The following is a 21,995-nucleotide window of genomic DNA, read 5'->3' as shown; positions in this document are numbered from 1 at the left end:
CTTGATGAGACTTTCCACCACTGCCGCCAGCCGCCTGTCCGCCGATGTCGTCCGTCCCGGCTACGACCGCGCCGCGCAGGCGGTGGGGATCGTCCACTTCGGCATCGGCGCGTTCCACCGCGCGCATCAGGCGTGGTACACCGACCGTGCCATGGGGCAGGGCGATCGCGACTGGATGATCACCGGTGTTTCGCTGCGTTCGGCCGATGTCGCCACGCAGATGAATCCGCAGGATGGCCTTTACACGCTGAGCGAACGGTCCGCCGCAGGCATCGGGGTGCGACTGGTCGGATCGGTGCGGCGCGTGCTGGTGGCCAGCGAGCAGCCGGAGGCGGTGATTGCCGAACTGGCCGCGCCGTCCACGCGGATCGCCAGCTTCACCGTGACGGAGAAGGGCTATTGCCGCGCGGCGGACGGGTCGCTCGACTTCAACCTCGCCCATTCGCAGAGCCTCTATTACTTCGTGACGCAGGGGCTGCGCCGCCGCCGCGATGCCGGATTGCCGGGGCTGACGCTTCTTTCCTGCGACAATCTTGCCGACAACGGGCGTCAGCTGGAGGCGCTCATGCAAGCCTATATCGCGCGGCACGAACCGGACATGGCCGCCTGGTTCGCGGACAACTGCACCTGCCCGGCGACGATGATCGACCGGATCGTGCCCGCCACGACCGACGCCGACCGCAAGGCGGTGGCGGGGGTGTCTGGGCTCGACGATGCCGCCGCCGTCGTCACCGAGCCGTTCAGCCAGTGGGTGATCGAAGACCGCTTCGCCGGGGCGCGTCCGCGCTGGCACGTGGTGGGCGCGGAACTGGTGGCCGATGTCGCTCCCTACGAAACGGCCAAGCTGCGTATGCTCAACGGCGCGCATTCGGCCCTCGCCTATCGCGGGCTTATGGCGGGTTACAGCTATGTCCACGAGGCGATCGGCGATCCCGACCTGCGCGCCATGGTCACGCGCCTGATGCTGGAGGAAGCCGCGCCCACGATCGCCGCAGCGCCGGGGCAGGATTTGTCCGCCTATGCCGCCGCCCTGATCGAGCGCTTCGCCAATCCGGCGCTCAACCACCGGCTGATCCAGATCGCGATGGATGGCAGCCAGAAGATTCCGCAACGCTGGCTGGAAACGCTTACCGCGAACCAGCGGGAAGGCCGGTCCTGCCCGGCGATCCTGTCCGCGATCAACGCCTGGATGAACCATGTGCGCGGCGACAATGTCGCCGCCTGGGGGCCGGTGGACGATCCGATGGCCGATCGCCTGCGCGCCGTGTGGCAGGCAGGCGATCGCTCCGCTGTCGCGCGGGCGCTGTTCGGCGCGGGCGGACTGTTCGCGCAGACCTGGACCGCCACCGACAACGATCTCGCGGCCCTTTCGTAGACGATCCCTTCCCGACTTCAGATCGCCAGCGGGCCGTGTGCGATATGCGGCAGGACATGGCGCGCGAACAGGTCGGCTTCCTGCGCGTGCGGATAGCCCGAAAGGATGAAGGCCTCGATCCCTTCGGCCTGATAGGCGCGCAGCTTGGCCAGCACCTGATCGGGCGTGCCGACGATGGCCGCGCCGCAACCCGATCGCGCCCGGCCGATCCCGGTCCACAGGTTGTCTTCCACGAAGCCATCGCCGCCGGCCGCGCCGCGCAGCTCGCTTTGGCGCTGGACGCCGTAGTTCGCGGCATCAAGCGACTTTTCGCGGATCGCCTTGCCGGCATCGTCATCCAGCTTCGAGAGCAGGCGATCGGCATAGGCGCGCGCCTCTTCCTCCGTCTCGCGCACGACCACATGCGCGCGATAGCCGAAGCGCAGAGTGCGCCCGAAACGGGTTGCGCGCGTCTTCATGTCGGCAATGGTTTCGCGCACCTTGTCCATGGTATCGGGCCACATCAGGTAGACGTCGCAGCCTTCGGCCGCGCATTCGCGCGCGTCTTCGCTCAGTCCGCCGAAATAGAAGGCTGGGCAGCGGCCGGAAAGCGTCGCGATGCGCGGTGGATCGAGCTTGAGCTTGTAGAACTCGCCGTCGAAATCCAGATGCTCCCCGTTCAGCAGGGTGCGGACGATCTTCATCACCTCGGTCGCGCGGCGATAGCGCGGACCCGACGCCAGCGTTTCGCCGGGCATGTCGGACGAGATGATATTGACGTTCAGCCGTCCGCCCGTGCCGGCCGCGTTGGGGCCGAGGATGCGATCGAGCGTGGCGATGCGGCGCGCAAGCTGCGGCGGCCAGTCTTCGCCGATACGGGTCGCCCAGAGCAGCTTGATCTTGCGGACTTGCGTGGCCACCGCGGCGGCAAAGGCGGTCGTGTCCAGCCCGAGCTGATAGCCGGAGGGCAGGAGGATGTTGTCGAAGCCGCCTTCCTCCGCCCGCAACACGATGTTGCGGCAGTGTTCCCAGCTCGATTGCAGATAGGGATCGGGAACGCCCAGGAACTCGTAGTCATCATCGCAAAGGGCGGAAAACCAGGCGATTTCGCATTGCTGGGTCATTGTCTTGCCTCCTCAGCGCTGCCCTTCAGGGCAGTCTCTCTCCACGCGCGGCAACCAGCACCGCGTACCATTCCTCGCGCGTCCAGCGCACATGCGCCGCCTGCGCGGCTTCCCTGATCCGGTCGGCCTGCTGCGATCCCACGATCGGCACGATTCCGGCGGGATGGGCCATCAACCAGGCAAAGGCCGCGACCGTGCGCGACACGCCTTGCGCCTTGGCGACCTTGTCGAGTGCGGCGGCGACGGCGTGCGCGCGTTCGTCGGCCGGCGCGCCCAGGCGTCCCCCGCCCAGTGGCGACCAGGCGAGCGGCACCAGCCCCATCGTCATCGCCTGATCCAGCTCGCCGTTCTCGAAGCAGGCGATGCGCAGGGGGCTGATTTCGGGCTGGGTCGCGACCAGCTTGTGGCCGAGGAAGTGCTGCAGCGCGGCGATCTGGTGGATGGTGAAATTCGATACGCCCAGCGTCCGGATCTTGCCCGCGGCCACGGCGTCGTCCAGCACGCGCGCCACGTCCTGCGGATGGGCGAGGATGTCGGGCCGGTGGACCTGCCACAGATCGATCACATCGGTGCGCAGGCGGCGCAGCGAGGCATCGATCGCCGCGTTCAGGTAGGCCGCGCTCTGGTCATAGGGCAGCGGTGGCAGGATTCCGCCCTTGGTGGCGAGCACCATCCGCCCGCGCAGGCCGGGTTCGGCCGCCAGCACTTCGCCCAGCAGCGCTTCGGCATCGCCGAAACCGTCGGTCCCGTCGAAGCCATAGATATCCGCCGTATCGAGCAGGGTGATGCCGGCATCGAGCGCGGCATGGACCAGCCGGGCGGCGTCGGCCGCAGTGCGGCCATCCTCGGCCAGCCGCCACATGCCCCATGCCAGTGGAGAGATGGAAAGGCCGCTATCGCCCAGCGGGCGTGATGCGGCGGGAAGGGGAAGCTGGCTCATGCAGATGTCCTGGGTGCTGCTGCGTCAGGGATGCCGGGACCGGGCCGCGCCCGATCCTCCTCTCGGTATCGATTATTCGATATGACAACGTGAGACATATACGGACGAATGCGATCGCGCAAGGGGCAGGCTGCCGGATGCCGTGATCGCTCGAACGTTTAACATGCGATTCCGGTTCAAGGTGGCGCCAGACCTAATCGATCTGGCGCCTTGAGCGTCGGTGCGCCGGCGGCTCAGTTGAACGTGACCTGACGCCCGCCGCGCAGGAACGCGATGGCGTTGCGGCGCAGATGGTTGGAGCCGGGATTGATGATCGGCTCAGGCGAATACTGCGCCAGATAGACGCGGCGCATGTTCGGCGTGGAATTGGAGCCCGTCGCATGAAGCGCCAGGCTGGAGAATGCCACGACGCTGCCCGCCGGCACTTCCAGGGTCACGCCTTCGGCATCGCCGGTGTAGCCGACAAGATCGTTGCTGCCTTCCTGGCGGATGTGCGGCACGATGCCATCGCGCGTTTCCGGCGCCTGCGAGAACGGCAGGATGCGTACGGTGCCGTTGGCGACGGTGGTGTCGTCCAGCGTGCACCAGCAGGTGAGGTAGGGCTTGTGGTCCGCCGGGCCACCGTTGCCCACGACATAGCCCGAATCCTGGTGCCAGCTGAACGGCATGCCCTTGGAAGCGCCCTTCACCACATACTGGTCATAGAAGAAGTAGGCATCGTCGCCCAGCGTCGCGCGACAGATGTCGGCCATGGTTTCGCTGAACAGCATGTCGCGCAGTTCGGGCTGCACGCGCTGGCATTCGCCGGCGAAATAGCGTTTGCCCTTGTGGCTGATGCCATCGACTTCGACGCCAAGCGCATCGAGCCGGGCATCCTCGCGTTCGATCACGCGGGCGCATTCGTTGCGCAGCAGGTCCAGCAGCGGTCCTTCCAGAACCCGCTCGAACACGGCGTATCCCTCGCGCTCGAACTGGGCGCGTTGCTCGGCAAACCTCATTGGACTCTCCCGGTGTCGTGTGGTTGACCCGTTCGTAGAGCGCGATCGGCCATCGCATCCAATCAAATTGCGCTAGCTAATCATACGCCTATACTATGACCATGCGTATGCGACAGGTTGAGGCGTTCCGCGCCGTGATGATGAGCGGGGGCATTACAGCCGCCGCGCAGATGCTCAATGTCAGCCAGCCGTCGGTTAGCCGGCTGATCGCCGATCTGGAGCGGGCGGTGGGATTCCGCCTGTTTGACCGGCGCGGCGCGCGCGTACACCCCACCGAGCAGGCGCAGATGCTGTTCGAGGCGGTGCGGCGCAGCTACACCGGTCTCGACCTGCTCGATCAGGCGGCGCGGCGCATCCGCGCGCATCCCGTCGGCACGGTGCGGATTGCCGCGCTGGCGGCGATCGCGATGTCGATTCTGCCGGCGGTGATCCAGCGCTTTCGTATCCTCTATCCCGACATCAAGGTCACGGTGGAGTCGCTGGGGCAGCGCGGCATCGAGGAACGCGTGTTCCTGGGGCAGGCCGACCTCGGCGTGGGCGTGGACATTCCCCCGCGCGAAGGCATCCGCACGACCAGCGTGGCGCGGGCGGAATATGTCTGCATCCTGCCTTCGGGGCATCCGCTGGCGCAGCGCGGCAGCCTGGCTGTGGCGGATCTTGCCGGCGAGGAATTCATCGGTCCAATGCATGAGGCTGATGCCTTGTGGAATGGCATCGACGCGGCGCTCGCCTCTTCGGGCGTCGCGGTTTCCCGCCGGCTGGAGACGCAGCATTCGCAGATTCTCTATGCTTTCGTCGAAGCGGGCCTGGGCATCTCCATCGCCGAGCCGTTCAGCGCACCCCTGTTTCACCGGGTGGGGGTGGCGATCCGCCCGATCACGCCGCCGGTCTATCTCGATTTCGCCTTGCTCGAGCCGGATATCGGGCCGACACCCGAGATCGTGAGCTGGCTGCATGTTGAAATCATGCGCGAAACGGCGGCCTGTCTCGATCATGTCCACAAGCTCATCGCCACAAGGCCATAGCATTTGGACATAGCATACCGATTTTTCTCGATTGGACTGCAATGACCAAATTGCGCACTCCATGACGTAGACGGTCGACATGCACGCCATCCGACAACGGAGCGGGTGTCGATCTCCAGCCTGCGTCGCTTAACCGGGCGCGCGGTCCGCTGGATGACTGTTGGGGAGGATTGAGTATGCAAACGAAAGCGAAGCTGTGCCTTGCGTTGTCGACCGCGCTGGGCATGTCCTTGTTCGCCGCGCCGGCTATTGCCGCCGAGGCGCAGTCGCCGGCCGGTGAAGAGAACGGCGGCATCGGCACTGGCGAAATCATCGTTACCGCGCAGAAGCGCGCGCAGAACCTGCAGGACGTGCCGCTGGCGATCTCGGTGGTTTCGGGCGCGCAGCTCGAACGCGCCAACGTCAATTCGGCGGAGCAGCTGTTCCAGCGCGTGCCGACGCTCACCTTCCGCAAGGGCAACACCAACAAGGATTCGGCGCTGTCGATCCGCGGCGTTGGCACCATCTCGTTCGCTTCGGGCGTCGAGCCTTCGGTTTCGACCGTGATCGACGGCGTGGTTTTCGCGCGTACTGGTCAGCAGACCTCTGACTTCCTCGACGTCGAACGCATCGAAGTGCTGCGCGGCCCGCAGGGCAGCCTGTTCGGCAAGAACGCTTCGGCCGGCGTCATCAACATCATCACGCGTGATCCGCCCAAGGCGTTCGGCGGCTATCTGGATGCGGCGTGGTACGAAGGCAACGAATTCCGCGTGCGCGGCAGCGTCGGCGGGGCGCTGGGCGAAGGACTGACGGCCTCGCTGACCGGCTTCTACGCCAAGTATGACGGCAACGGCGTGAACGTGTTCAACGGGCACAAGATCAACGGCTACGAACACTGGGGGTTGCGCGGCAAGGTCGTCTATCAGCCCAACGACACGTTCAAGCTGACCGTGATCGGCGACTACGCGCAGAACAACGACAACGGTTATGCCGACAGCATCGGCCAGGTCTTCCCCGGTGCCTACACCACGGGCGTGTTCATTCCGTCGCTGGCGCCGCTGACGCTGAACGACCGCAACAAGAACATCGACAACGATCTCGATCCGCTGACCAGGGACCGCAACAGCGGCGTTTCCGCGCAGATGGACATCGATCTGGGCAGTGCCACGCTGACCTCGATCACCGCCTACCGCCACTGGTACAACTATCAGCAGCGTGACGGCGATTTCCGTTCGGATGCGCCGAAGTATGTCGCCGCCGGCGCCGCCGCGAGCGATGTGCTCTCGCACGACCGCGGCGATCTGAAGTTCGACCAATTCACCCAGGAACTGCGCGTTGCCTCGTCGGGCAAGCAGTTCCTCGAATACGTGGCCGGGCTCTATTACTACCACACCAAGGAAGTCGATTTCTTCAACCGCACGGTGAAGGCCTGCACGGCCTCGACACTGGCGCCGGTGAACGGCCTGACGCCATGCGATGCAAGTTCGACCTACCTGACGCAGCAGGGCAACGCGGATTTCACCACCAAGCTGACCAGCTATTCGGCCTTCGGCCAGGCGACCGCCAACTTCACGCCCACGTTCCGCGGCATCATCGGATCGCGCTATACGCATGACAAGGTGGCGTTCGACTTCAGCCGCCGCTCCACTTCCGCCACGGCCTTCCCCGGCGTGAACCCGGCCTTTGCCGCCACCGGGGCCACCGCAAAGGATGGCTGGTCGGGCAATGTCGGCCTGCAGTACGACGTGGACAAGGATGTCATGGCCTATGGCACCTATACCCGCGGGTACAAGGGGCCGGCGATCAACGTGTTTTTCAACATGCTGGCGCGCGATACCGGGCCGATCGCTCCGGAAAAGTCAGACGCCTATGAAATCGGCCTCAAGACGCGGCTGTTCGATCGCCGCCTGACGTTCAACATCGCGGCGTTCTACGCCAAGTACAACAACTACCAGGCGAACTTCCTCGATCTCGTGGCGGGCCAGGTGGTTACGCGCCTGACCAATGCGGGCAGCGTTTCGACGCGCGGTGTGGAAGTCGATTTCAACGCCTCGCTGACCGACAACTTCTCGCTCAACGGTGGTTTCAACTACACCGACGCGCACATCAACAAGTTCAACTGCCCGACTGGCGCGGCAGTGACGTGCGCCGATGCCATCAACGGCAAGCCGCTGCCCTTCGCGCCGAAGTACAAGGGCACCGTCACCGCCGACTGGCGCCTGCCGCTGGGCCTGGAAGCGTTCAACGTCGATCTGAACACGTCGGTGGTCTATCAGAGCAAGACCAGTTTCGACATCAACCAGAACCCCTATGCCATCCAGACCGCCTATGCGCTGTGGGACTTGGGCGTGACGGTGCGGACCAAGGACGACAAGTACAGCGTCTCGTTCATCGCCAAGAACCTGACCGACAAGCACTTCGTCATCCAGCGCATTCCGAACGGCACGGCGTTCATGCGCCAGATCACGCCGCGCGATGCGCAGCGCTATTTCGGCGTCTCGGCGCGCATGAACTTCTGATCGGGTCGCAGGGCCGCCCCGGTTTCGCGCCGGGGCGGCCCACCCGTTACGCAAAAGACAGCAACCTCGCGAAAGGCCCATGCGATGCGCGGGTTGATGCAGGAATGGCCGTTGACGGTCGACCGGATCGTCGACCACGCTGCCGACTGGGACGGGGATCGCCCCGTCGTCAGCCGCCAGGCCGACGGCTCTCTCGAACGTACCGACTATGCCACGATCCGCGCGCGGGCACGGCGCTTGTCGGCCGCGCTCACCGCGCTGGGTATCGGGCGCGGCGACCGGGTCGCCACCATGGCCTGGAACAATGCGCGCCATCTCGAAGCGTGGTTCGCGATCATGGGCATGGGCGCGGTGTGCCACACGCTCAATCCGCGCCTGTTCGCCGACCAGCTCCGCTATATCGTCGACCATGCGGATGACCGCGCGATCCTGGTCGATCCCTGCTTTCAACCGCTTCTGGCCGAAGTGCTGGCTGGAACGGCCTTCAACGGCGCTATCATCGTGCTGGGTGATGCCGCTGCCGTCGATGCCGGGGTGCTGCCGGGTGCGGTCCCGGTCGAAGCCCTGATCGCGGAAACCCCGGGCGACGTGCGCTGGGGCGATTTCGGCGAAGAGACCGCCTGCGCGCTCTGCTACACCAGCGGCACCACGGGCAACCCGAAGGGCGTGCTCTATTCGCACCGTTCAACGGTGCTGCACATGCTGCTGACCTTGCAGCCGGACGTGTTCGGCCTTTCGATCAACGACGTGGCCATGCCGATCGTGCCGATGTACCACGCCAATGCCTGGGGCATGCCGCTGTCGACCGCGGCCGTCGGCTGCAAGCTGGTGCTGCCCGGCGCGCAGCTTGATGGCGCGTCGCTTCACGCCCTGATCGAAAGCGAGGGCGTAACGTTCTCCGCCGCCGTACCGACCGTGTGGCAAGGCCTGCTCCACCATCTCGATACCACTGGCGGCCGTCTGACCAGCCTGCGCCGGGTCATTATCGGAGGCGCCGCGCTACCCGAAAGCCTGGTCCGCCGCCTGCGCGAACACGGGGTGGAGACGGTGCAGGGCTGGGGCATGACCGAAACCTCGCCCATCGGCACGCATGGCAAGCTGACGCCGGAAGTCGCGGCCCTTCCGTTCGAGGAGCAGCTGCCGATCCGGCTCAGGCAGGGCCGCCCGCCCTTTGGCATCGAACTGAAGATCGTGGACGATGCCGGCGCGCGTCTGCCGCACGATGGGGTGACGCCGGGCAGGCTGCATGTGCGCGGCCCGACGGTGGCGTCCGGCTATCTGGGCGGCGCGGCGGGCGAGATGCTGGACGGCGAGGGCTTCTTCGATACTGGCGATATCGCAACGATCGACGCGCAAGGCTACATGGCCATCGTCGATCGCGCCAAGGACGTGATCAAGTCCGGCGGGGAATGGATCAGTTCGATCGAGATCGAGAACATTGCCGCCGGCCATCCCAAGGTGGCGCTTTGTGCGGTAATCGGCATTCCGCATCCGCGCTGGGACGAACGTCCGATGCTGGTCGCGGCGCTCCATCCCGGCGAAGAAGCGACGGCGGAAGACCTGCTCGCTACGCTCGAAGGCCGTATCGCCCGCTGGTGGATGCCGGATACGGTGGCCTTCATCGACGCGATGCCGCTGGGGGCGACGGGCAAGATCGACAAGAAGGCATTGCGCGTGCGCTTTGCCGCGATGACAGATAGCAAAAGGACTGCAAACCATGGCGCCTGACGCGCTCGATACCGGCTTCGCGATCCGCCTCGGCGGAACCACCATCCTGTCGCACGCGGCGGGGGCGCCCTGCATCGCGGTGGGGCGGGGGCATGCGCATGTTGCCGCGCGCCGGGGGCATTTCGATGTTTCGCAGAGCGATGTCGAACGGATCGCGCTGACTCATGCCGAGGCCGATGGCGACCGCATCCGGTTGGCGGAGCACGCGGGTGGCCCTTGGCTGCTCGAACTTACCGTTTCCATCACCGGCGACGATGCGGTGATCGCGCCTAGGGCGCTCGATCCCACGCTGAACCGGCTGTGGCTGCGCGTGCCGGCCGAAGCGGACGAACACGTGTGGGGCGGGGGCGAGCAGTTTTCCTATTTCGACTTGCGCGGCCGCCATTTTCCGCTGTGGAGTTCCGAACCCGGCGTCGGCCGCGATCCCGAAGCGACGCTGTTCCAGCAGGTGGAGGCGCTGGCGAAGGGTGGCGGCGGCACCTCTGCCCACACCAACTATCCGCAACCGACCTTCATCAGCTCGCGCCGCTATGCGCTGCACATCGACAGCTATGCCTACGCCGCGTTCGATTTTCGCGATGCTGCTTTCCACGAGATCGAGGTGTGGGAGATTCCCGCCCGGATCGAACTATGGGCGCGCCCGCGCTTTGCGGACATAGTAACCGCACTGGCGGATCGCTTCGGCAAGCAGCCGCCCTTGCCCGAATGGCTCTACAAGGGCGCGGTGATCGGACTGAAGGACGGCGCGGAAAGTTTCACGCGGCTCAAGCGCTATGAGGAGGCCGGCGTCGCCGTCTCGGGCCTGTGGTGCGAGGACTGGGTGGGGCTGCGCATCACCAGCTTCGGCAACCGGCTGTTCTGGGACTGGAAGTGGAACACCGAACGCCACCCCGATCTGCCCCGCCATATCGCGGAACTCCGGGAACGTGGCATCCGCTTCCTGGGCTACGTAAATCCTTATCTGGCGGTCGACGGTGAACTTTACGCTCACGCGGCGGAGCACGGCTATCTCGTCATGCGGCCCGATGCGGACGAACCCTATGTCATCGACTTCGGCGAGTTCGATTGCGGCCATGTCGATTTCACCAATCCGGCGGCGGCCGACTGGTTCGCCGAGGCCGTGATCGGCCGCAACATGCTCGATTTCGGGCTGTCCGGCTGGATGGCCGATTTCGGCGAATACCTGCCCGTCGACGTCCGTCTGGCTAATGGCGAAAGCGGGATGACCGCGCACAACCGCTGGCCCGCGCTGTGGGGCGAAGTCAACGCCAAGGGCGTCGCCGGGCGCGGCAGGACCGGCGATGTGATGTTCTTCATGCGATCGGGCGCTGCGGGCGTGCAAAGGCATTGCCCGATGCTGTGGGCCGGGGACCAGGCGGTGGACTTCAGCCGGCATGACGGGATCGGCACGGTGATCTGCGCCGCGCTCTCGGCCGGTCTGCTGGGCAACGCGCACCATCACAGCGACACCGGCGGCTATACCAGCCTGTTCGATACCACGCGTTCGCCGGAACTGGCGATGCGCTGGGCGGAAATGGCGGCCTTCACATCGATGATCCGCACGCACGAAGGCAACCGGCCGCGCGCCAATACGCAATACGACGACAGCCCCGAACTGCTCGCCCATTTCGCGCGGATGACGCGCATCTACGCGCATCTCGCGCCCTATCTGCGCACGTTATCGCACGAGGCGGCGGACACGGGCCTGCCAATCCAGCGCCCGCTGTTCCTGCATTTCGAGGACGATCCGAAAACCTATGCCATCCAGACGGCGTATCTGCTCGGCCCCGACCTGCTGGTCGCGCCGGTGATCGAGCAGGGGAGGATGGACTGGACCACCTATCTGCCCGCCGGCACCTGCTGGGTGCATGTGTGGAGCGGCGAACAGCATGAAGGGGGAAGGGACGTGACCGTGCCCGCGCCTTTCGGCCAGCCGCCGGTATTCTATCGCGCGGGCGCGGCGGATGCCGATCTGTTCGCGACCATCGCGATGCTCTGACTTACGGAACGAGAGAGAGCCTTGGGGCGCGGATTACCAAATCCCGAATCCGCTCGTCCTTCGGCGGACTGAGGACGAGCGGGATTTCGTATGCCAAAGTCCACTATCGCGTCGCCTGCAGAGTATCCAATCCGGCGGGAAGGGCAGGTTAGCGGACGTTAGAACTTGACGCCGCACAGCGACAAGAAGGTCCTCACGCTCTGTCTGTCGGTATCGTTCAGACCAACTGCCATGGTATACCCAGTGGTAAAGACTGAGACCATCGTGGCCTTCGCTAAGGCTTTCAAAGCCTTGTCGTTTTTCTCGAAGCGGAGTGTCAAGTTCCAGCCTCGAATGGCATTAGGAGAAACTTCTGCGAGTTTGAAATTCGGCGCGTCTTTTTCACTCGTTGCCAGTGCCATCAGCGCTGCGCCTGGAGTTATAACGGAACCAGGCGTATCTCCAATTTTTACATTGGTTTGAAGATCAACAAGATCGGTCACTCCCAACTCGGTGAGAACGACATTTGTGGGATGGCATTCAAATAAATACGATGCTTGAGTGTCGCCCTTATAAACCAATTGCAAGTTGCTGGTTACCGGAGGCTGCTGGACTTCCCAGCCATCTGCGAGTGCAGGTGACACTACCCCCGCAGACAGAAAAAGTCCGAGCGTGAACATCCCTTTGGCCATTCGACCCACCCCTCGTTAAGTGCGGTCAGACGCTAAGCCAGGCGATCCAACATCCGCAAGTTCGTAGTGTTTCAGCGGCGGCTTTCGCGTCATCCGGACAGGCTGTTCGCCCGGCGAAACCTCGGATAGCGGCCGGGCCGTCCGAGCCGAAGTCTGTCCAAGCCGCTAAAGTACCAACAATGTCACTTTACCAAGGCGCTCTGGTAAAGTGACACAGATGGAAAAAGTGCGGGGATCGAAAGGCGCCTGCACTTTCACGATTCACACGGAGTCCGCTTTGTGCTTGATTCGTTCCATGTTGGAATTGCCTTTCAGTTCGGTGCCCAAACCCGTTGCCGTCGCCAGCGAGCGGCCGCTTGACCTGCCCGGCATCATGCGCGCCATCGCCGATCATTCGGCGCGGCCACGCTATACCTTCATGGTGCTCGACTTGATCGCCCGCGCCGCCGGGCGGGGCGGGGCGGCCGGGCCCTACGTGCGCGAAGGGGAGCAGCTCGTGCCGATCCGCGAATGGCTGTCCGCCGCGATCGCACCCACCGCCGCGCGGCACCACTATCGCCGCGTCACGGTGGGCAAGGTGCGCCAGGCGCTGGAGGAGCAGGGGCAGTTGCCCGATGACGCGGCCGCATGCGAGCGCGTGGTGGAGGAGGAAATCGCCAACCGCCTGCGCGCTTCTGGCATGACGGCGGTCAGCCGCGCGGTGTCGGAACTGGTCAAGGCCGGCCTCGTCAAGCGCCACTATCAGGGGTATCGCGTCGATCACGAAAACCGGGGCGCGCAGCGGCTAGCGGTCTATACCGTGCCGCCGTTCGTCCGCGCCGTCCTCGACCGGGGCTATGCTGTTCAGCCCTGATCGCGCGCAACGCCCAGCGCGCCCTTGAGCATTACCGCCAGGTGCGTGCGGATTGGACCGCTCTCCATCTCGGTACCCATCGCCGCCTCGATCGCCAGCCCGGCCTGAAGGCTGCCCACCACATAGGCCGCCGTCAGCGGGTCCAGTGCTGCACTTATTTCGCCGGCCGCCTGGCCTTCGGCGATCATGGCCTGAAGCCTCTCGGCATAGCGGTCCTGCACCTCCTGAAACACCACCCGCGTTTCCAGCCGGTTGGCCAGCATGGCGCTAAACAGTACGAAATAGGCGCGGACGGAGATGTCGGTGGACATCAGGTCGGTGAACCGGTCGATCATCGTCAGCAGTCGGTCGAGCGGGCGGGAGACATCGGCCACGGCCATGTCGAGCTGGGCATGAACATGATCGGACACGCGCCGGATCACGGCTTCGATCAGGCCATCCTTCGATCCGTACTTGCGGCTGGCAAGCGCGCGGCTGAAGCCGGCCCGATCGCCCACGCGCTCCAGCGTGGCGGCCGTGTAGCCATCCTCGGCAATGATCGCAGCCGCCGCTGCCAGCAGGCGGTTTTCCGAATCCTCGCTGCGTTCGCGCTGCGTCCGGCGCGCGGGACGTTCCACGTCGTGACTCTCCAATTTATTTGTTGACCAACAACCAACATAAAAATAACTTCCCGGTCAAGATATACGAGTCTCCGCCCCGACGCGGAAAGGCAAGAGGAGAGGATAGCCATGGCGCTGGAACAGACGCTCGCGGAAACGGTCATCAACGCGCAGGCCTATGCCGACGGAGACAGGGTGGATGCCGCGTTCCGGCGTATCCGCGCCGAAGCGCCGCTCGACGTGGCGGAACTGGAAGGCTTCGATCCGTTCTGGGTGGTCAGCCGCCATGCCGACATCAAGGATATCGAGCGCCAGCCCGACCTGTTCCACAACGGCGATCGGTCAACTTTCATGTCCAGCCGGGAGAACGAGGCCAAGGTCAAGGCGCTGACCGGGGGCGATCCCAACCTGATCCGCAGCCTCGTTTCGCTGGACGGGCAGGAGCACAAGGACCTGCGCGGCATCCTGTTTCCGCACCTGACGCCCCGCGCGATCCGGCCGCTGGAGGAACAGGTCCGCAAGATCGCGCGCGAATTCGTCGATCACATGCTGGCGAAGGGCAGCGAATGCGACTTCGCGATGGATGTCGCCTTCCTCTATCCTTTGCGCGTGATCATGACGGTGCTGGGCGTGCCGCAGGAAGACGAACCGTTCATGCTCAAGCTGACGCAGGAGCTGTTCTCGAACGCCGATCCCGAACTGAACCGTTCCGGCAAGGAGCAGACGCCGGAGGAAATCCTCAAGTCGCTGTGGGAAACCACGATGGAGCTGGAAGCCTATTTCGGCGCCGTGACCAAGCGGTTCCGCGAAAACCCCAGCACGGAAGTGAACAGCCTGATCGCCAACGCCAAAGTGAACGGCGAATACCTCAACCACCGGCAGATTATGGGCTATTACATCATCGCCGCCACGGCGGGGCACGACACCACCTCCAACACCACGGCGGGGGCGATGTGGGCGCTGGCCGAACGGCCGGAACTGCTTGGGCAGATGCAGGCGGATCCCTCGCTTATTCCCGCGTTCGTCGAGGAATCGATCCGCTGGGTCGTCCCGGTAAAGCACTTCATGCGGTCAGCCGTGGCGGATTGCGAGATCGGCGGGAAGCGGATCGCCAAGGGCGACTGGCTGATGCTGTGCTACCAGTCCGGCAACCGCGACGAGACGGTGTTCGACGATCCCTTCGATTTCCGGCTGGACCGCGGCACCAACCCGCAGATCGCGTTCGGTTATGGCGTCCACGTCTGCCTTGGCCAGCACCTCGCGCGGATGGAAATGCGCATCCTGTGGGAAGAGCTGTTCACGCGGCTCAAGGCCGTGGAAATGGCCGGCACGCCCTCGCGCACGATTTCCAATTTCGTGTGCGGGCCAAAGCACGTGCCGATCCGCTTCACCGCGCAGTAAGGGAAGGGCAGGCGCATGGGCACCTCATCACGCCGCTGGCGTTGCCGGAGCTGCGGCTACATCTACGACGAAGCGCTGGGCCTTCCCGAACAGGGCATCGCGCCCGGCACGCGGTTCGAGGACGTGCCGGAGGATGCGTTCTACTGCCCCGACTGCGGCACCGAGAAGCAGGACTTCGAACTGATGGATTACTGAGGCGGGCACGCCTCCCCGCTCGGGCCTGCCGAGGATTATCCTTACGTATCCTGCGGTATCCTTGCCCGCAGGCGTGGCGCGGCGAAATCCCAGAACGCGCGCAGCTTCAAGGGCAGGATCGCCTGACCGGTGTGGACCAGGTGAACCGGCGAAGGCTCCGGCTCGAGCGCGCCCAGCAGGCGTACCAGCTGCCCGGCCTCTATCGCCTCGCGCACCTGATAGCTCAGCAGCCGGATGATCCCCAGCGCGCCGCACGCCGACGCGATCGCCGCTTCGGCCGAATTGACCGAGAGGCGGGGCTTTACCGTCACGGCCTGAGCATCCTTGCCCCGGCCAAAGCGCCACACGTTCGTTCCATATATGCCGTCAAACAGCACGCAATCGTGCTGTGATACATCCTCGGGCGCGATAGGCGCGCCCCGCGCGGCAATGTAGGCAGGGCTGGCGCAGACCCGCCAGACCACCTCGCCCAGCCGCGTCGCCACCATCGTGCTGTCGGGCAGCGCGCCGATGCGCACGGCGGCATCGACGCGATCATCAATCAGGTTCACCACATAGTCGGCCAGCACCAGCCGCACGTCGATTTCGGGATAAGCCTGCAGGAATTCGCGCACCACGGGTTCGACATGGAGCCGTCCGAACATCAGCGGGGCGGTGATGGTCAGGTGCCCGCGCGGTGCGCGGTATTCGCCCATGGCCAGGCGCTCCGCTTCCTCGACGTCATCGAGAATGCGGCGGGCGCTGGCGACGTAATGCGCTCCGGCCTCGGTAAGCTGCAACCGCCGCGTCGTGCGTACCACCAGGCGCGTGCCGAGATGGCTTTCCAGATCGGAAATCTTGCGGCTGACCGTGGCCAGCGGCATGCCGAGGGCGCGCGACGCGGCGGTCAGGCTCCCGCCTTCGATGGCGGCCAGCAGCGTTCGCATGGCATCGAACCGGTCCATCAAACTCTTCCAAAATTTAGAACAATGCTTCCTGAATTGGCAGGATACTCCATCATATCGGGATTACATAGATCATTCCCATCGCCCCTAGCCGATGAGGAATTCCATGTCTGATACTTCCCCTGCAGCGTCCCGGATCGCCGGACGCATCGCTGGCGTCGCACTGACCGGCGCGGTTGCCGTGGCCGGCCTTGCCGCGCCCGCGCTGGCCGCCGGAACGCTCGAACACCCGATTACCACCGTCGCCGATCCGGCACAGGTACGCTATGGCACGGTCCCCGTGGACGGGCTGAACATCGCTTACCGCGAAGCCGGAGACGCCAGCCTTCCCAAGCTGGTTCTGCTGCATGGCTGGCCGTCGTCCTCGCACCAGTTCCGCGATATGATCCCGCTGCTTGCACGCCGCTTCCATGTAATCGCTCCCGACTACCAGGGCTTCGGCAACAGCGACGCCCCCGATCCCGCGAGCTATGCCTACTCGTTCGAGGGCATTTCCCGCACGATCGAAAAGTTCCTGGCGGCCAAGGGCTTCGACCACTACGGCCTGTTCGTGCAGGATTATGGTGGCCCGGTGGGCTTCCGCATCGTTTCGCGCAATCCGGCGGCGCTGGATTGGCTCGTGGTCCAGAATTCGAATGCTTACGAGGAAGGCTTCTCGCCCGCGTGGGACGGCTTCCGCAATGCGCTGTGGGTCAACCGCAATGCCGAAACCGAAAAGCCGCTGGCCGCGTTCAACACGCCGGAGGGGATCAAGGGCGTCTATCTCGCTGGCGCGGGCCACCCCGAGCTGGTCAGTCCCGATGCCTGGCTCAGTGACAGCGCCTTCGTCGCCCGCCCCAACAACCTGCGTATCCAGCTCGACCTGTTCTACGATTACCGGACGAACCCGCCGCTCTACCCGGCCTGGCAGAAGCTGCTGCGCGACCGCCAGCCGAAGACGGTGATCTTCTGGGGCCAGCACGATCCGTTCTTCCTGCCTGCCGGCGGCGAAGCCTTCCTGCGCGATTTGCCCAAGGCGGAAATGCACCGGCTGAACGCGGGGCATTTCGCGACCGAGGACAACCTTCCCTACATCGCGGGGCACATGATCGATTTCTACGATCGGCAGGTCGCCAAGGCCCGCTGAGGCATCGTCCGGCCTCCGGGCTGGTGGCAGCCGGTGCTCCCCCTCCGCACCGGCTGCCCTGTTCCATGCGGAGCGGAGCAGGTCCCGAGATGAGCGATTTCCAACGGTTTCCGAAGCGCCGCCATTTCCTGAGCCTTGCGCTTGGCGGCATGGCCGCCTTTTCCGCCGTGCGCAGGGCCGTCGCGTCTCCCTTGCGAGGCGCGCCCAATGGGGAGGCGCGACCGATCCGTGCCCTTGCATTCGATGGCTTCACGATATTCGACCCGCGCGCCGTCACCGCGGCGGTGGTGTCGGCCGTGCCGGACCGGGGCGCGGCTTTGGCTGCGGCATGGACCAACAAGCTGTTCGCGCTGTCATGGATGGAAACGGCGGCAGGCCGCTACAGCGGGTTTGGGCGGTTGGCCGATGCCGCGCTGGATTTCAGCGCGCAAGCCATGGGCATCCCGCTGACGCCAGCGATCCGGCGCGATCTGGTGGCGGTGTTCGGGCAGCTTCCGGCCTGGCCCGATGCGGCAGCCGCGCTTGAACGGTGGCGCAGCGCCGGCATCCGTCTTGCCTTCCTGTCCAATCTCGAAGCCGAAGTGCTGATCGCGAACACGCGCCGGAACGGGTTGGGCGGTCTGTTCGACACGCCATTGAGCACCGACCGGGTCCGGGCATTCAAGCCATCGCCCTGCGCCTATGCGATGGGGCCGGCGCATTTCGGCCTGACGGCGCAGGAGATCGGCTTCGTTGCGTTCGGAGGGTGGGATGCCTTGGGCGCGCGCTGGTTCGGCTACCGTACCGCCTGGATTAACCGCCTGAGCGTGCCGGAAGAAACGCTCTCGCCGCATCCCGACAGCGCCGGACCGGATCTGGAGGCTGTCGACCGGCTCCTCCGATAACCGAAGTTATCGCTTGCGAAAAAAGAAAGGCCAGCACGAAGGCTGGCCTTGGAAAGTTTGGGAGAGGATGCCTGAAAGGCCCGTTCTCTAAAGCGGTCTGACCACCTTCCTGCAAGTGCGAAGAACGGGGTTCGGCTTGCATGAATTGCAAGTTGCTGACAACGGCGTCAGCCGCGCGTCAGCGGCAGGGCCTTGGGGCTGCGGAAATTGGACGAGGGCACCCAGTCCAGCACGGCTTGCGTCCGGGCAAATTCCGGTATCCGCGCCAGTAGTTCCTCGTAGGCGATCTGCGTCGCCAGGCGGCCGATCATCGAGCCGAGGCAGGCGTGAACGCCGCCGCCGAAACCCAGATGCCGCTTTGCGCGCCGGGTGATGTCATAGACATCGGGGTTCTCGAACATGCGTTCGTCGCGGTTGGCGGCGCCATAGGCCAGGATTACGAAATCTCCGGCCTTCATCGTCTGGCCATGCAGATCCACATCGCGCGTAAGGCACCGCTTGAACCGCTGGGCCGATGTATTGAACCGCAGCGATTCCTCGATCGCATCGGGGATCAGGGCCGGATCGGCGACCAGCGCGCGCCGCGCTTCGGGATAGTCCGCCAGGTTCAGCCCGAACATCGCCATGAAGCCGGAAAGGCTTTCGATCCCGGCCATGATCAGCGTCGTCACCGTCAACTGCACTTCCCGGTCGAGCAGCTTCTCGCCGTCGATCTCGGCGGTGATGAAGTTCGACAGCAGATCGTCGCCCGGTGCCTTCTTGCGCGCCTGCACCAGCCGTTCGGCATAGTCGGCCATCCATCGGAACGCCGAGAGATGCGCCTCGGTCTTCTGCCGGGTGACGGGATCGGTCTGCACCATCAGCACCGCATTGTCGCGGACCTGGTCCGCCCCTTCGGCCGGAAGCGCGAAAAGGTGGAACAGGAGATCGACCGTTACCTTGCCGGTATAATCGTTGACCAGATCGAACACCGGCCTGCCTTCCAGCGCGGCCAGGTGCTTGCGGCACGAGGCGCGCGTCGGTTCGATGATGTGCTCAAGCGCCCGTTTCGTCACGGCGGACTGGATCAGCGCGCGCAGCCGGTCATGGCGCGGTGGATCGCTGCTGCCCAGCGTGGCCCCGGCACGGCCGGGAAACTCGTTGACCAGGTTTCCCTTGGCCGAACTGTAGGTGCGCCAGTCCTGCAGGGCGTTCAAGACGTCCTGATAGCGCGACAGCACCCACATTCCCGCCTCTTCCGACCAGAAGCAGGGGTATTCGTCGCGCAGCGTCTTGTAGGCGGGAAATGGATCGGCATCGATCGCGGGAGAATAAGGGTCGAAACGGAACGCCGCGCGCTCCATCACCGGGGTATCGTTCATCGCGCTATCCTCTCTCGGCAACTTCTCTCGTGCCTTGTGGCACAGGCCCGCATCATGCCCCGCGCGGATCGCCGCTGCCACGCAGCTTTACGGCAATTTCTTGCACATTTCGCGCACTCTGGCCATCTTGGTGAAGGAAGGGGCCTGTCATGCGCGGCAAGGAAGTGAAGCGGTTCACGCTCTATGGCGAGGATGGCCGCACCATCGGTCCGGAGTTTGTCCATATCGAGCGGATTGCCGATCGCTCCAGCCTGCACGATTGGACCATCGCGCCGCACAGCCATCCCGGCATGGCGCAAGTGCTGATGATCGAAACCGGAACTGTCGATGTCGCCAGCGATGGTTCGGCGCGCAAGATCGCGGCGCCGGCCTGCATGATCGTGCCCAGCGGCTGCGTTCACGCCTTTCGCTTTGCTGTCGCGGCTGAAGGCTGGGTCCTTTCCATGGCCATCGCGCTTTTGCACGATCCGCGCATCGCCGGTCTGCTGGAAGGACTGGGTCTCGATGGCGGCGGCCTGCGCGTGATCCCGCTGGAGACGGAAGACCGGCAACGCGCCCGGCTGAGCTGGCTGCTCGCGGATATGGCAGACCGGCTGGAGCAGGGGCTTCGCGCCACCCCGGCGCTGATCGCGCAGCTTGGCCTCGTTCTCGCCACGCTGGGCGAAACGCTGGCCGCATCCCTGCCACAGGATGCCGGAAAGGACCGCCGCGCGGTTCTGGTGGCCCGCTATCGCGGAATGATCGAAGCGCAGTATCGCGATCACTGGCCGATCGAGCGGTACGCCCACGCCCTTGGCGTCACCTCATCGACCCTGACGCGAGCGTGCAGGGCTGTCGTGGAAAAGTCCCCGGGCGATATCCTGCACGATCGCCTGGCATTGGAAGCGATGCGCTTTCTGGCCTTTACCGGAATGGGCATGGCGCAGATCGCGCATCGTCTGGGCTTCGAAGATCCCGCCTATTTCGCCCGGTTCTTCAAGAATCGCACCGGCGAAACGGCCAGCGCATTCCGCGCGCAAAGGGCGTGGGAAGGGTTGGAACGGTGATGGAATGGCACGGAATGTCGGTCAAACGAGGCCCAGGTCCACCGGCGGCATTTCCGGAAAAACCGCTGCCACCTGCCGGGCGCTGAGACCATAGACCCGCGCGAAAATGCCGCCGAGCATCGCCCGATAATCCGTCAGAACGGGGAAATCGCGCTGCTGGTTAAGCGTGTCGGCCGAAACGCGCACTTGCGGGCCGACCATGCGTCCGCCCCGCACATTGCCGCCCAGCACCCAATAGGTGCTGCCATGCCCGTGATCGGTGCCCTTGTTGCCGTTTTCGCGAAAGGTGCGGCCGAATTCGGAAATGACGATCACCGTGGTATTGGTCCATTGCGGCCCGCTGGCCTCGGCGAAAGCGGCCAGGCCCCGCCCCAGATCGCCGATCCGGTTGGCCAGTGCGCCATCGGCAGCGCCCTGGTTGGTGTGCGTGTCCCACCCGCCGACATCGAGGAACGCGAGGTTGAAGCGGTCCTGCATCAGCGCGGCGATGCGCCGGGCCTGCGCCTCGAAACCGCGCGGGTTGATCGCCCCGCGACTGGCCTTGGCCATTTCGTCCTGCAACGCGCCATAGGCGTCTTCGCGCACGCTGAACCCTTCGGTCACCGCGACTTGCGGGGCCAGGGCCTGTGCCGTTGGCGTGGCATACATGGCCTCGATCAGCTTTTGCTGCCGCGCGTCGAAGCTGGGCTTGGTGACGGTGTTCACCGCCAGGTTCGGCACTTGGAGACTGGCCGAGTGGAACGCGATGGGCACCTGGTTGCTGAACGCGATCGGATGGCATCCTGCTACCGTGGCCGCAAGCCGCCCGAGAAAGCCCGAGCGATAGTCCCGGCTGCCCGCAAGGGGCTGGCCAAGCTCGATCGTATCCTGCGTCTCGAAGTGGCTGCGGCTCATGTCGTCGGTGCCGGCGAAGGGTACGAACGCCAGCTGGCGCTTCTGCCAGAGCGGGTAGAGGCTTTCCGCCAGTGCGGGATGCAGGCCCCAGTCGCTATCGAGCGGCAGCGCGGCCTTGGGATTGGCCGGATCGGGACGGGCGATCGCGATCGTGGGTCGCGCGGCGTAGTAGAAATCGCTCGATACGGGAACGACGATGTTGGCGGCATCGTAGGCGCCGCGCAGAAACACCACGAGCAGGCGTTGCGATCCCAGCGCGGGCACCGCCAGAACGCGCGAACTGGCCATCAGCGCTCCGCCGGCCAGACCGGCGCCAAGCAGATCACGGCGGGAAAACGGAAAGGTGGTCATGGTG

At 64.9% G+C, this 21,995-nt stretch carries 19 protein-coding genes; 11 read left to right on the top strand and 8 right to left on the bottom strand.

Translation table 11 applies throughout. The annotated features are described in order from the left end of the window. Positions 1-4 precede the first annotated feature (4 nt). The gene (locus NMD1_RS02805; protein ID WP_125953534.1) at positions 5-1,375 is read left to right on the top strand and encodes a mannitol dehydrogenase family protein; all 1,371 of its coding nucleotides are present in this window, start codon (positions 5-7) and stop codon (positions 1,373-1,375) included. A 17-nt stretch (positions 1,376-1,392) separates the two neighbouring features. Here NMD1_RS02805 and NMD1_RS02800 read toward each other — a convergent pair whose 3' ends face one another. The 3 genes from NMD1_RS02800 to NMD1_RS02790 form a co-directional block, all read right to left on the bottom strand. After that, positions 1,393-2,478, bottom strand: a complete 1,086-nt coding sequence (locus NMD1_RS02800) for an LLM class flavin-dependent oxidoreductase (RefSeq protein ID WP_124809533.1) — start codon at positions 2,476-2,478, stop codon at positions 1,393-1,395. Positions 2,479-2,503: 25 nt separating this feature from the next. Beyond that, the gene (locus tag NMD1_RS02795) at positions 2,504-3,418 is read right to left on the bottom strand and encodes an aldo/keto reductase family oxidoreductase (protein WP_125953533.1); all 915 of its coding nucleotides are present in this window, start codon (positions 3,416-3,418) and stop codon (positions 2,504-2,506) included. A 233-nt stretch (positions 3,419-3,651) separates the two neighbouring features. Next, positions 3,652-4,416 carry a phytanoyl-CoA dioxygenase family protein gene (locus NMD1_RS02790; RefSeq protein WP_125953532.1) on the bottom strand — a complete coding sequence of 255 codons (765 nt, stop codon included), beginning with the start codon at positions 4,414-4,416 and terminating at the stop codon, positions 3,652-3,654. Between the two features lie 107 nt (positions 4,417-4,523). Between NMD1_RS02790 and NMD1_RS02785 the strand changes: the two genes are divergently transcribed. The 4 genes from NMD1_RS02785 to NMD1_RS02770 all read left to right on the top strand — a co-directional run bounded on the left by NMD1_RS02785 (position 4,524) and on the right by NMD1_RS02770 (position 11,666). Further along, a complete protein-coding gene (locus tag NMD1_RS02785) occupies positions 4,524-5,441 on the top strand; it encodes a LysR substrate-binding domain-containing protein (RefSeq protein WP_158453873.1) in 918 nt (305 codons plus the stop codon). 176 nt (positions 5,442-5,617) lie between these two features. Then, a complete protein-coding gene (locus NMD1_RS02780) occupies positions 5,618-7,939 on the top strand; it encodes a TonB-dependent receptor (RefSeq protein ID WP_125953531.1) in 2,322 nt (773 codons plus the stop codon). Between the two features lie 84 nt (positions 7,940-8,023). Continuing rightward, positions 8,024-9,667 (top strand): long-chain-fatty-acid--CoA ligase, encoded by a 1,644-nt coding sequence (locus NMD1_RS02775; protein WP_125953530.1) that lies wholly within the window; start codon positions 8,024-8,026, stop codon positions 9,665-9,667. Beyond that, complete coding sequence (locus NMD1_RS02770; RefSeq protein WP_125953529.1) at positions 9,657-11,666, top strand: alpha-glucosidase; 2,010 nt, start codon at positions 9,657-9,659, stop codon at positions 11,664-11,666. The genes NMD1_RS02775 and NMD1_RS02770 overlap by 11 nt, the downstream gene beginning before the upstream one ends. A gap of 158 nt (positions 11,667-11,824) precedes the next feature. Here NMD1_RS02770 and NMD1_RS02765 read toward each other — a convergent pair whose 3' ends face one another. After that, positions 11,825-12,337, bottom strand: a complete 513-nt coding sequence (locus NMD1_RS02765; RefSeq protein ID WP_125953528.1) for a hypothetical protein — start codon at positions 12,335-12,337, stop codon at positions 11,825-11,827. Between the two features lie 295 nt (positions 12,338-12,632). Between NMD1_RS02765 and NMD1_RS02760 the strand changes: the two genes are divergently transcribed. Further along, positions 12,633-13,190: a hypothetical protein gene (locus NMD1_RS02760; RefSeq protein ID WP_124809519.1), complete on the top strand. Its 558-nt coding sequence runs from the start codon at positions 12,633-12,635 to the stop codon at positions 13,188-13,190. On the opposite strand, the gene NMD1_RS02755 is transcribed toward NMD1_RS02760, so the two are convergent. Beyond that, a complete protein-coding gene (locus tag NMD1_RS02755; RefSeq protein WP_158453872.1) occupies positions 13,181-13,807 on the bottom strand; it encodes a TetR/AcrR family transcriptional regulator in 627 nt (208 codons plus the stop codon). The genes NMD1_RS02760 and NMD1_RS02755 overlap by 10 nt on opposite strands. A gap of 111 nt (positions 13,808-13,918) precedes the next feature. On the opposite strand from NMD1_RS02755, the gene NMD1_RS02750 reads away from it, so the two are divergent. Then, complete coding sequence (locus NMD1_RS02750) at positions 13,919-15,190, top strand: cytochrome P450 (protein ID WP_125953526.1); 1,272 nt, start codon at positions 13,919-13,921, stop codon at positions 15,188-15,190. 15 nt (positions 15,191-15,205) lie between these two features. After that, entirely contained in the window at positions 15,206-15,385 is a 180-nt protein-coding gene (locus NMD1_RS02745; protein WP_125953525.1) for a rubredoxin, read from the top strand. Positions 15,386-15,426: 41 nt separating this feature from the next. Here NMD1_RS02745 and NMD1_RS02740 read toward each other — a convergent pair whose 3' ends face one another. After that, entirely contained in the window at positions 15,427-16,329 is a 903-nt protein-coding gene (locus NMD1_RS02740) for a LysR family transcriptional regulator (RefSeq protein ID WP_125953524.1), read from the bottom strand. Between the two features lie 106 nt (positions 16,330-16,435). Here NMD1_RS02740 and NMD1_RS02735 point away from each other — a divergent pair, with 106 nt between their 5' ends. Together NMD1_RS02735 and NMD1_RS02730 are read left to right on the top strand one after the other, a co-directional pair. Further along, entirely contained in the window at positions 16,436-17,455 is a 1,020-nt protein-coding gene (locus tag NMD1_RS02735) for an alpha/beta fold hydrolase (RefSeq protein ID WP_125953523.1), read from the top strand. Positions 17,456-17,544: 89 nt separating this feature from the next. Next, complete coding sequence (locus tag NMD1_RS02730) at positions 17,545-18,339, top strand: haloacid dehalogenase type II (RefSeq protein WP_125953522.1); 795 nt, start codon at positions 17,545-17,547, stop codon at positions 18,337-18,339. Between the two features lie 167 nt (positions 18,340-18,506). On the opposite strand, the gene NMD1_RS02725 is transcribed toward NMD1_RS02730, so the two are convergent. Continuing rightward, the gene (locus tag NMD1_RS02725; RefSeq protein ID WP_199558048.1) at positions 18,507-19,700 is read right to left on the bottom strand and encodes a cytochrome P450; all 1,194 of its coding nucleotides are present in this window, start codon (positions 19,698-19,700) and stop codon (positions 18,507-18,509) included. 149 nt (positions 19,701-19,849) lie between these two features. On the opposite strand from NMD1_RS02725, the gene NMD1_RS02720 reads away from it, so the two are divergent. Then, the gene (locus NMD1_RS02720; protein ID WP_125953521.1) at positions 19,850-20,746 is read left to right on the top strand and encodes a helix-turn-helix domain-containing protein; all 897 of its coding nucleotides are present in this window, start codon (positions 19,850-19,852) and stop codon (positions 20,744-20,746) included. A gap of 21 nt (positions 20,747-20,767) precedes the next feature. Here the strand turns inward: NMD1_RS02720 and NMD1_RS02715 are convergent, their stop codons facing one another. Next, entirely contained in the window at positions 20,768-21,991 is a 1,224-nt protein-coding gene (locus NMD1_RS02715; protein WP_233497309.1) for a DUF1501 domain-containing protein, read from the bottom strand. Between the last annotated feature and the right edge of the window lie 4 nt (positions 21,992-21,995).

It is taken from the genome of Novosphingobium sp. MD-1 (assembly GCF_001014975.1).
Classification (GTDB): Bacteria; Pseudomonadota; Alphaproteobacteria; order Sphingomonadales; family Sphingomonadaceae; genus Novosphingobium.
The sequence above is the reverse complement of the archived record's forward strand: the minus strand, read 5'-3'. Positions and strand labels throughout refer to the sequence as shown.

Bases quoted from the DNA above. Each gene is read 5' to 3' on its own strand.
- NMD1_RS02795 (WP_125953533.1), bottom strand. From the start codon at position 3,418: ATGAGCCAGCTTCCCCTTCCCGCCGCATCACGCCCGCTGGGCGATAGC.
- NMD1_RS02745 (WP_125953525.1), top strand. From the start codon at position 15,206: ATGGGCACCTCATCACGCCGCTGGCGTTGCCGGAGCTGCGGCTACATC.
- NMD1_RS02800 (WP_124809533.1), bottom strand. From the start codon at position 2,478: ATGACCCAGCAATGCGAAATCGCCTGGTTTTCCGCCCTTTGCGATGAT.
- NMD1_RS02805 (WP_125953534.1), top strand. From the start codon at position 5: ATGAGACTTTCCACCACTGCCGCCAGCCGCCTGTCCGCCGATGTCGTC.
- NMD1_RS02725 (WP_199558048.1), bottom strand. From the start codon at position 19,700: ATGAACGATACCCCGGTGATGGAGCGCGCGGCGTTCCGTTTCGACCCT.
- NMD1_RS02775 (WP_125953530.1), top strand. From the start codon at position 8,024: ATGCGCGGGTTGATGCAGGAATGGCCGTTGACGGTCGACCGGATCGTC.
- NMD1_RS02770 (WP_125953529.1), top strand. From the start codon at position 9,657: ATGGCGCCTGACGCGCTCGATACCGGCTTCGCGATCCGCCTCGGCGGA.
- NMD1_RS02760 (WP_124809519.1), top strand. From the start codon at position 12,633: ATGTTGGAATTGCCTTTCAGTTCGGTGCCCAAACCCGTTGCCGTCGCC.
- NMD1_RS02740 (WP_125953524.1), bottom strand. From the start codon at position 16,329: ATGGACCGGTTCGATGCCATGCGAACGCTGCTGGCCGCCATCGAAGGC.
- NMD1_RS02780 (WP_125953531.1), top strand. From the start codon at position 5,618: ATGCAAACGAAAGCGAAGCTGTGCCTTGCGTTGTCGACCGCGCTGGGC.
- NMD1_RS02730 (WP_125953522.1), top strand. From the start codon at position 17,545: ATGAGCGATTTCCAACGGTTTCCGAAGCGCCGCCATTTCCTGAGCCTT.
- NMD1_RS02765 (WP_125953528.1), bottom strand. From the start codon at position 12,337: ATGGCCAAAGGGATGTTCACGCTCGGACTTTTTCTGTCTGCGGGGGTA.
- NMD1_RS02785 (WP_158453873.1), top strand. From the start codon at position 4,524: ATGCGACAGGTTGAGGCGTTCCGCGCCGTGATGATGAGCGGGGGCATT.
- NMD1_RS02715 (WP_233497309.1), bottom strand. From the start codon at position 21,991: ATGACCACCTTTCCGTTTTCCCGCCGTGATCTGCTTGGCGCCGGTCTG.
- NMD1_RS02790 (WP_125953532.1), bottom strand. From the start codon at position 4,416: ATGAGGTTTGCCGAGCAACGCGCCCAGTTCGAGCGCGAGGGATACGCC.
- NMD1_RS02735 (WP_125953523.1), top strand. From the start codon at position 16,436: ATGTCTGATACTTCCCCTGCAGCGTCCCGGATCGCCGGACGCATCGCT.
- NMD1_RS02750 (WP_125953526.1), top strand. From the start codon at position 13,919: ATGGCGCTGGAACAGACGCTCGCGGAAACGGTCATCAACGCGCAGGCC.
- NMD1_RS02720 (WP_125953521.1), top strand. From the start codon at position 19,850: ATGCGCGGCAAGGAAGTGAAGCGGTTCACGCTCTATGGCGAGGATGGC.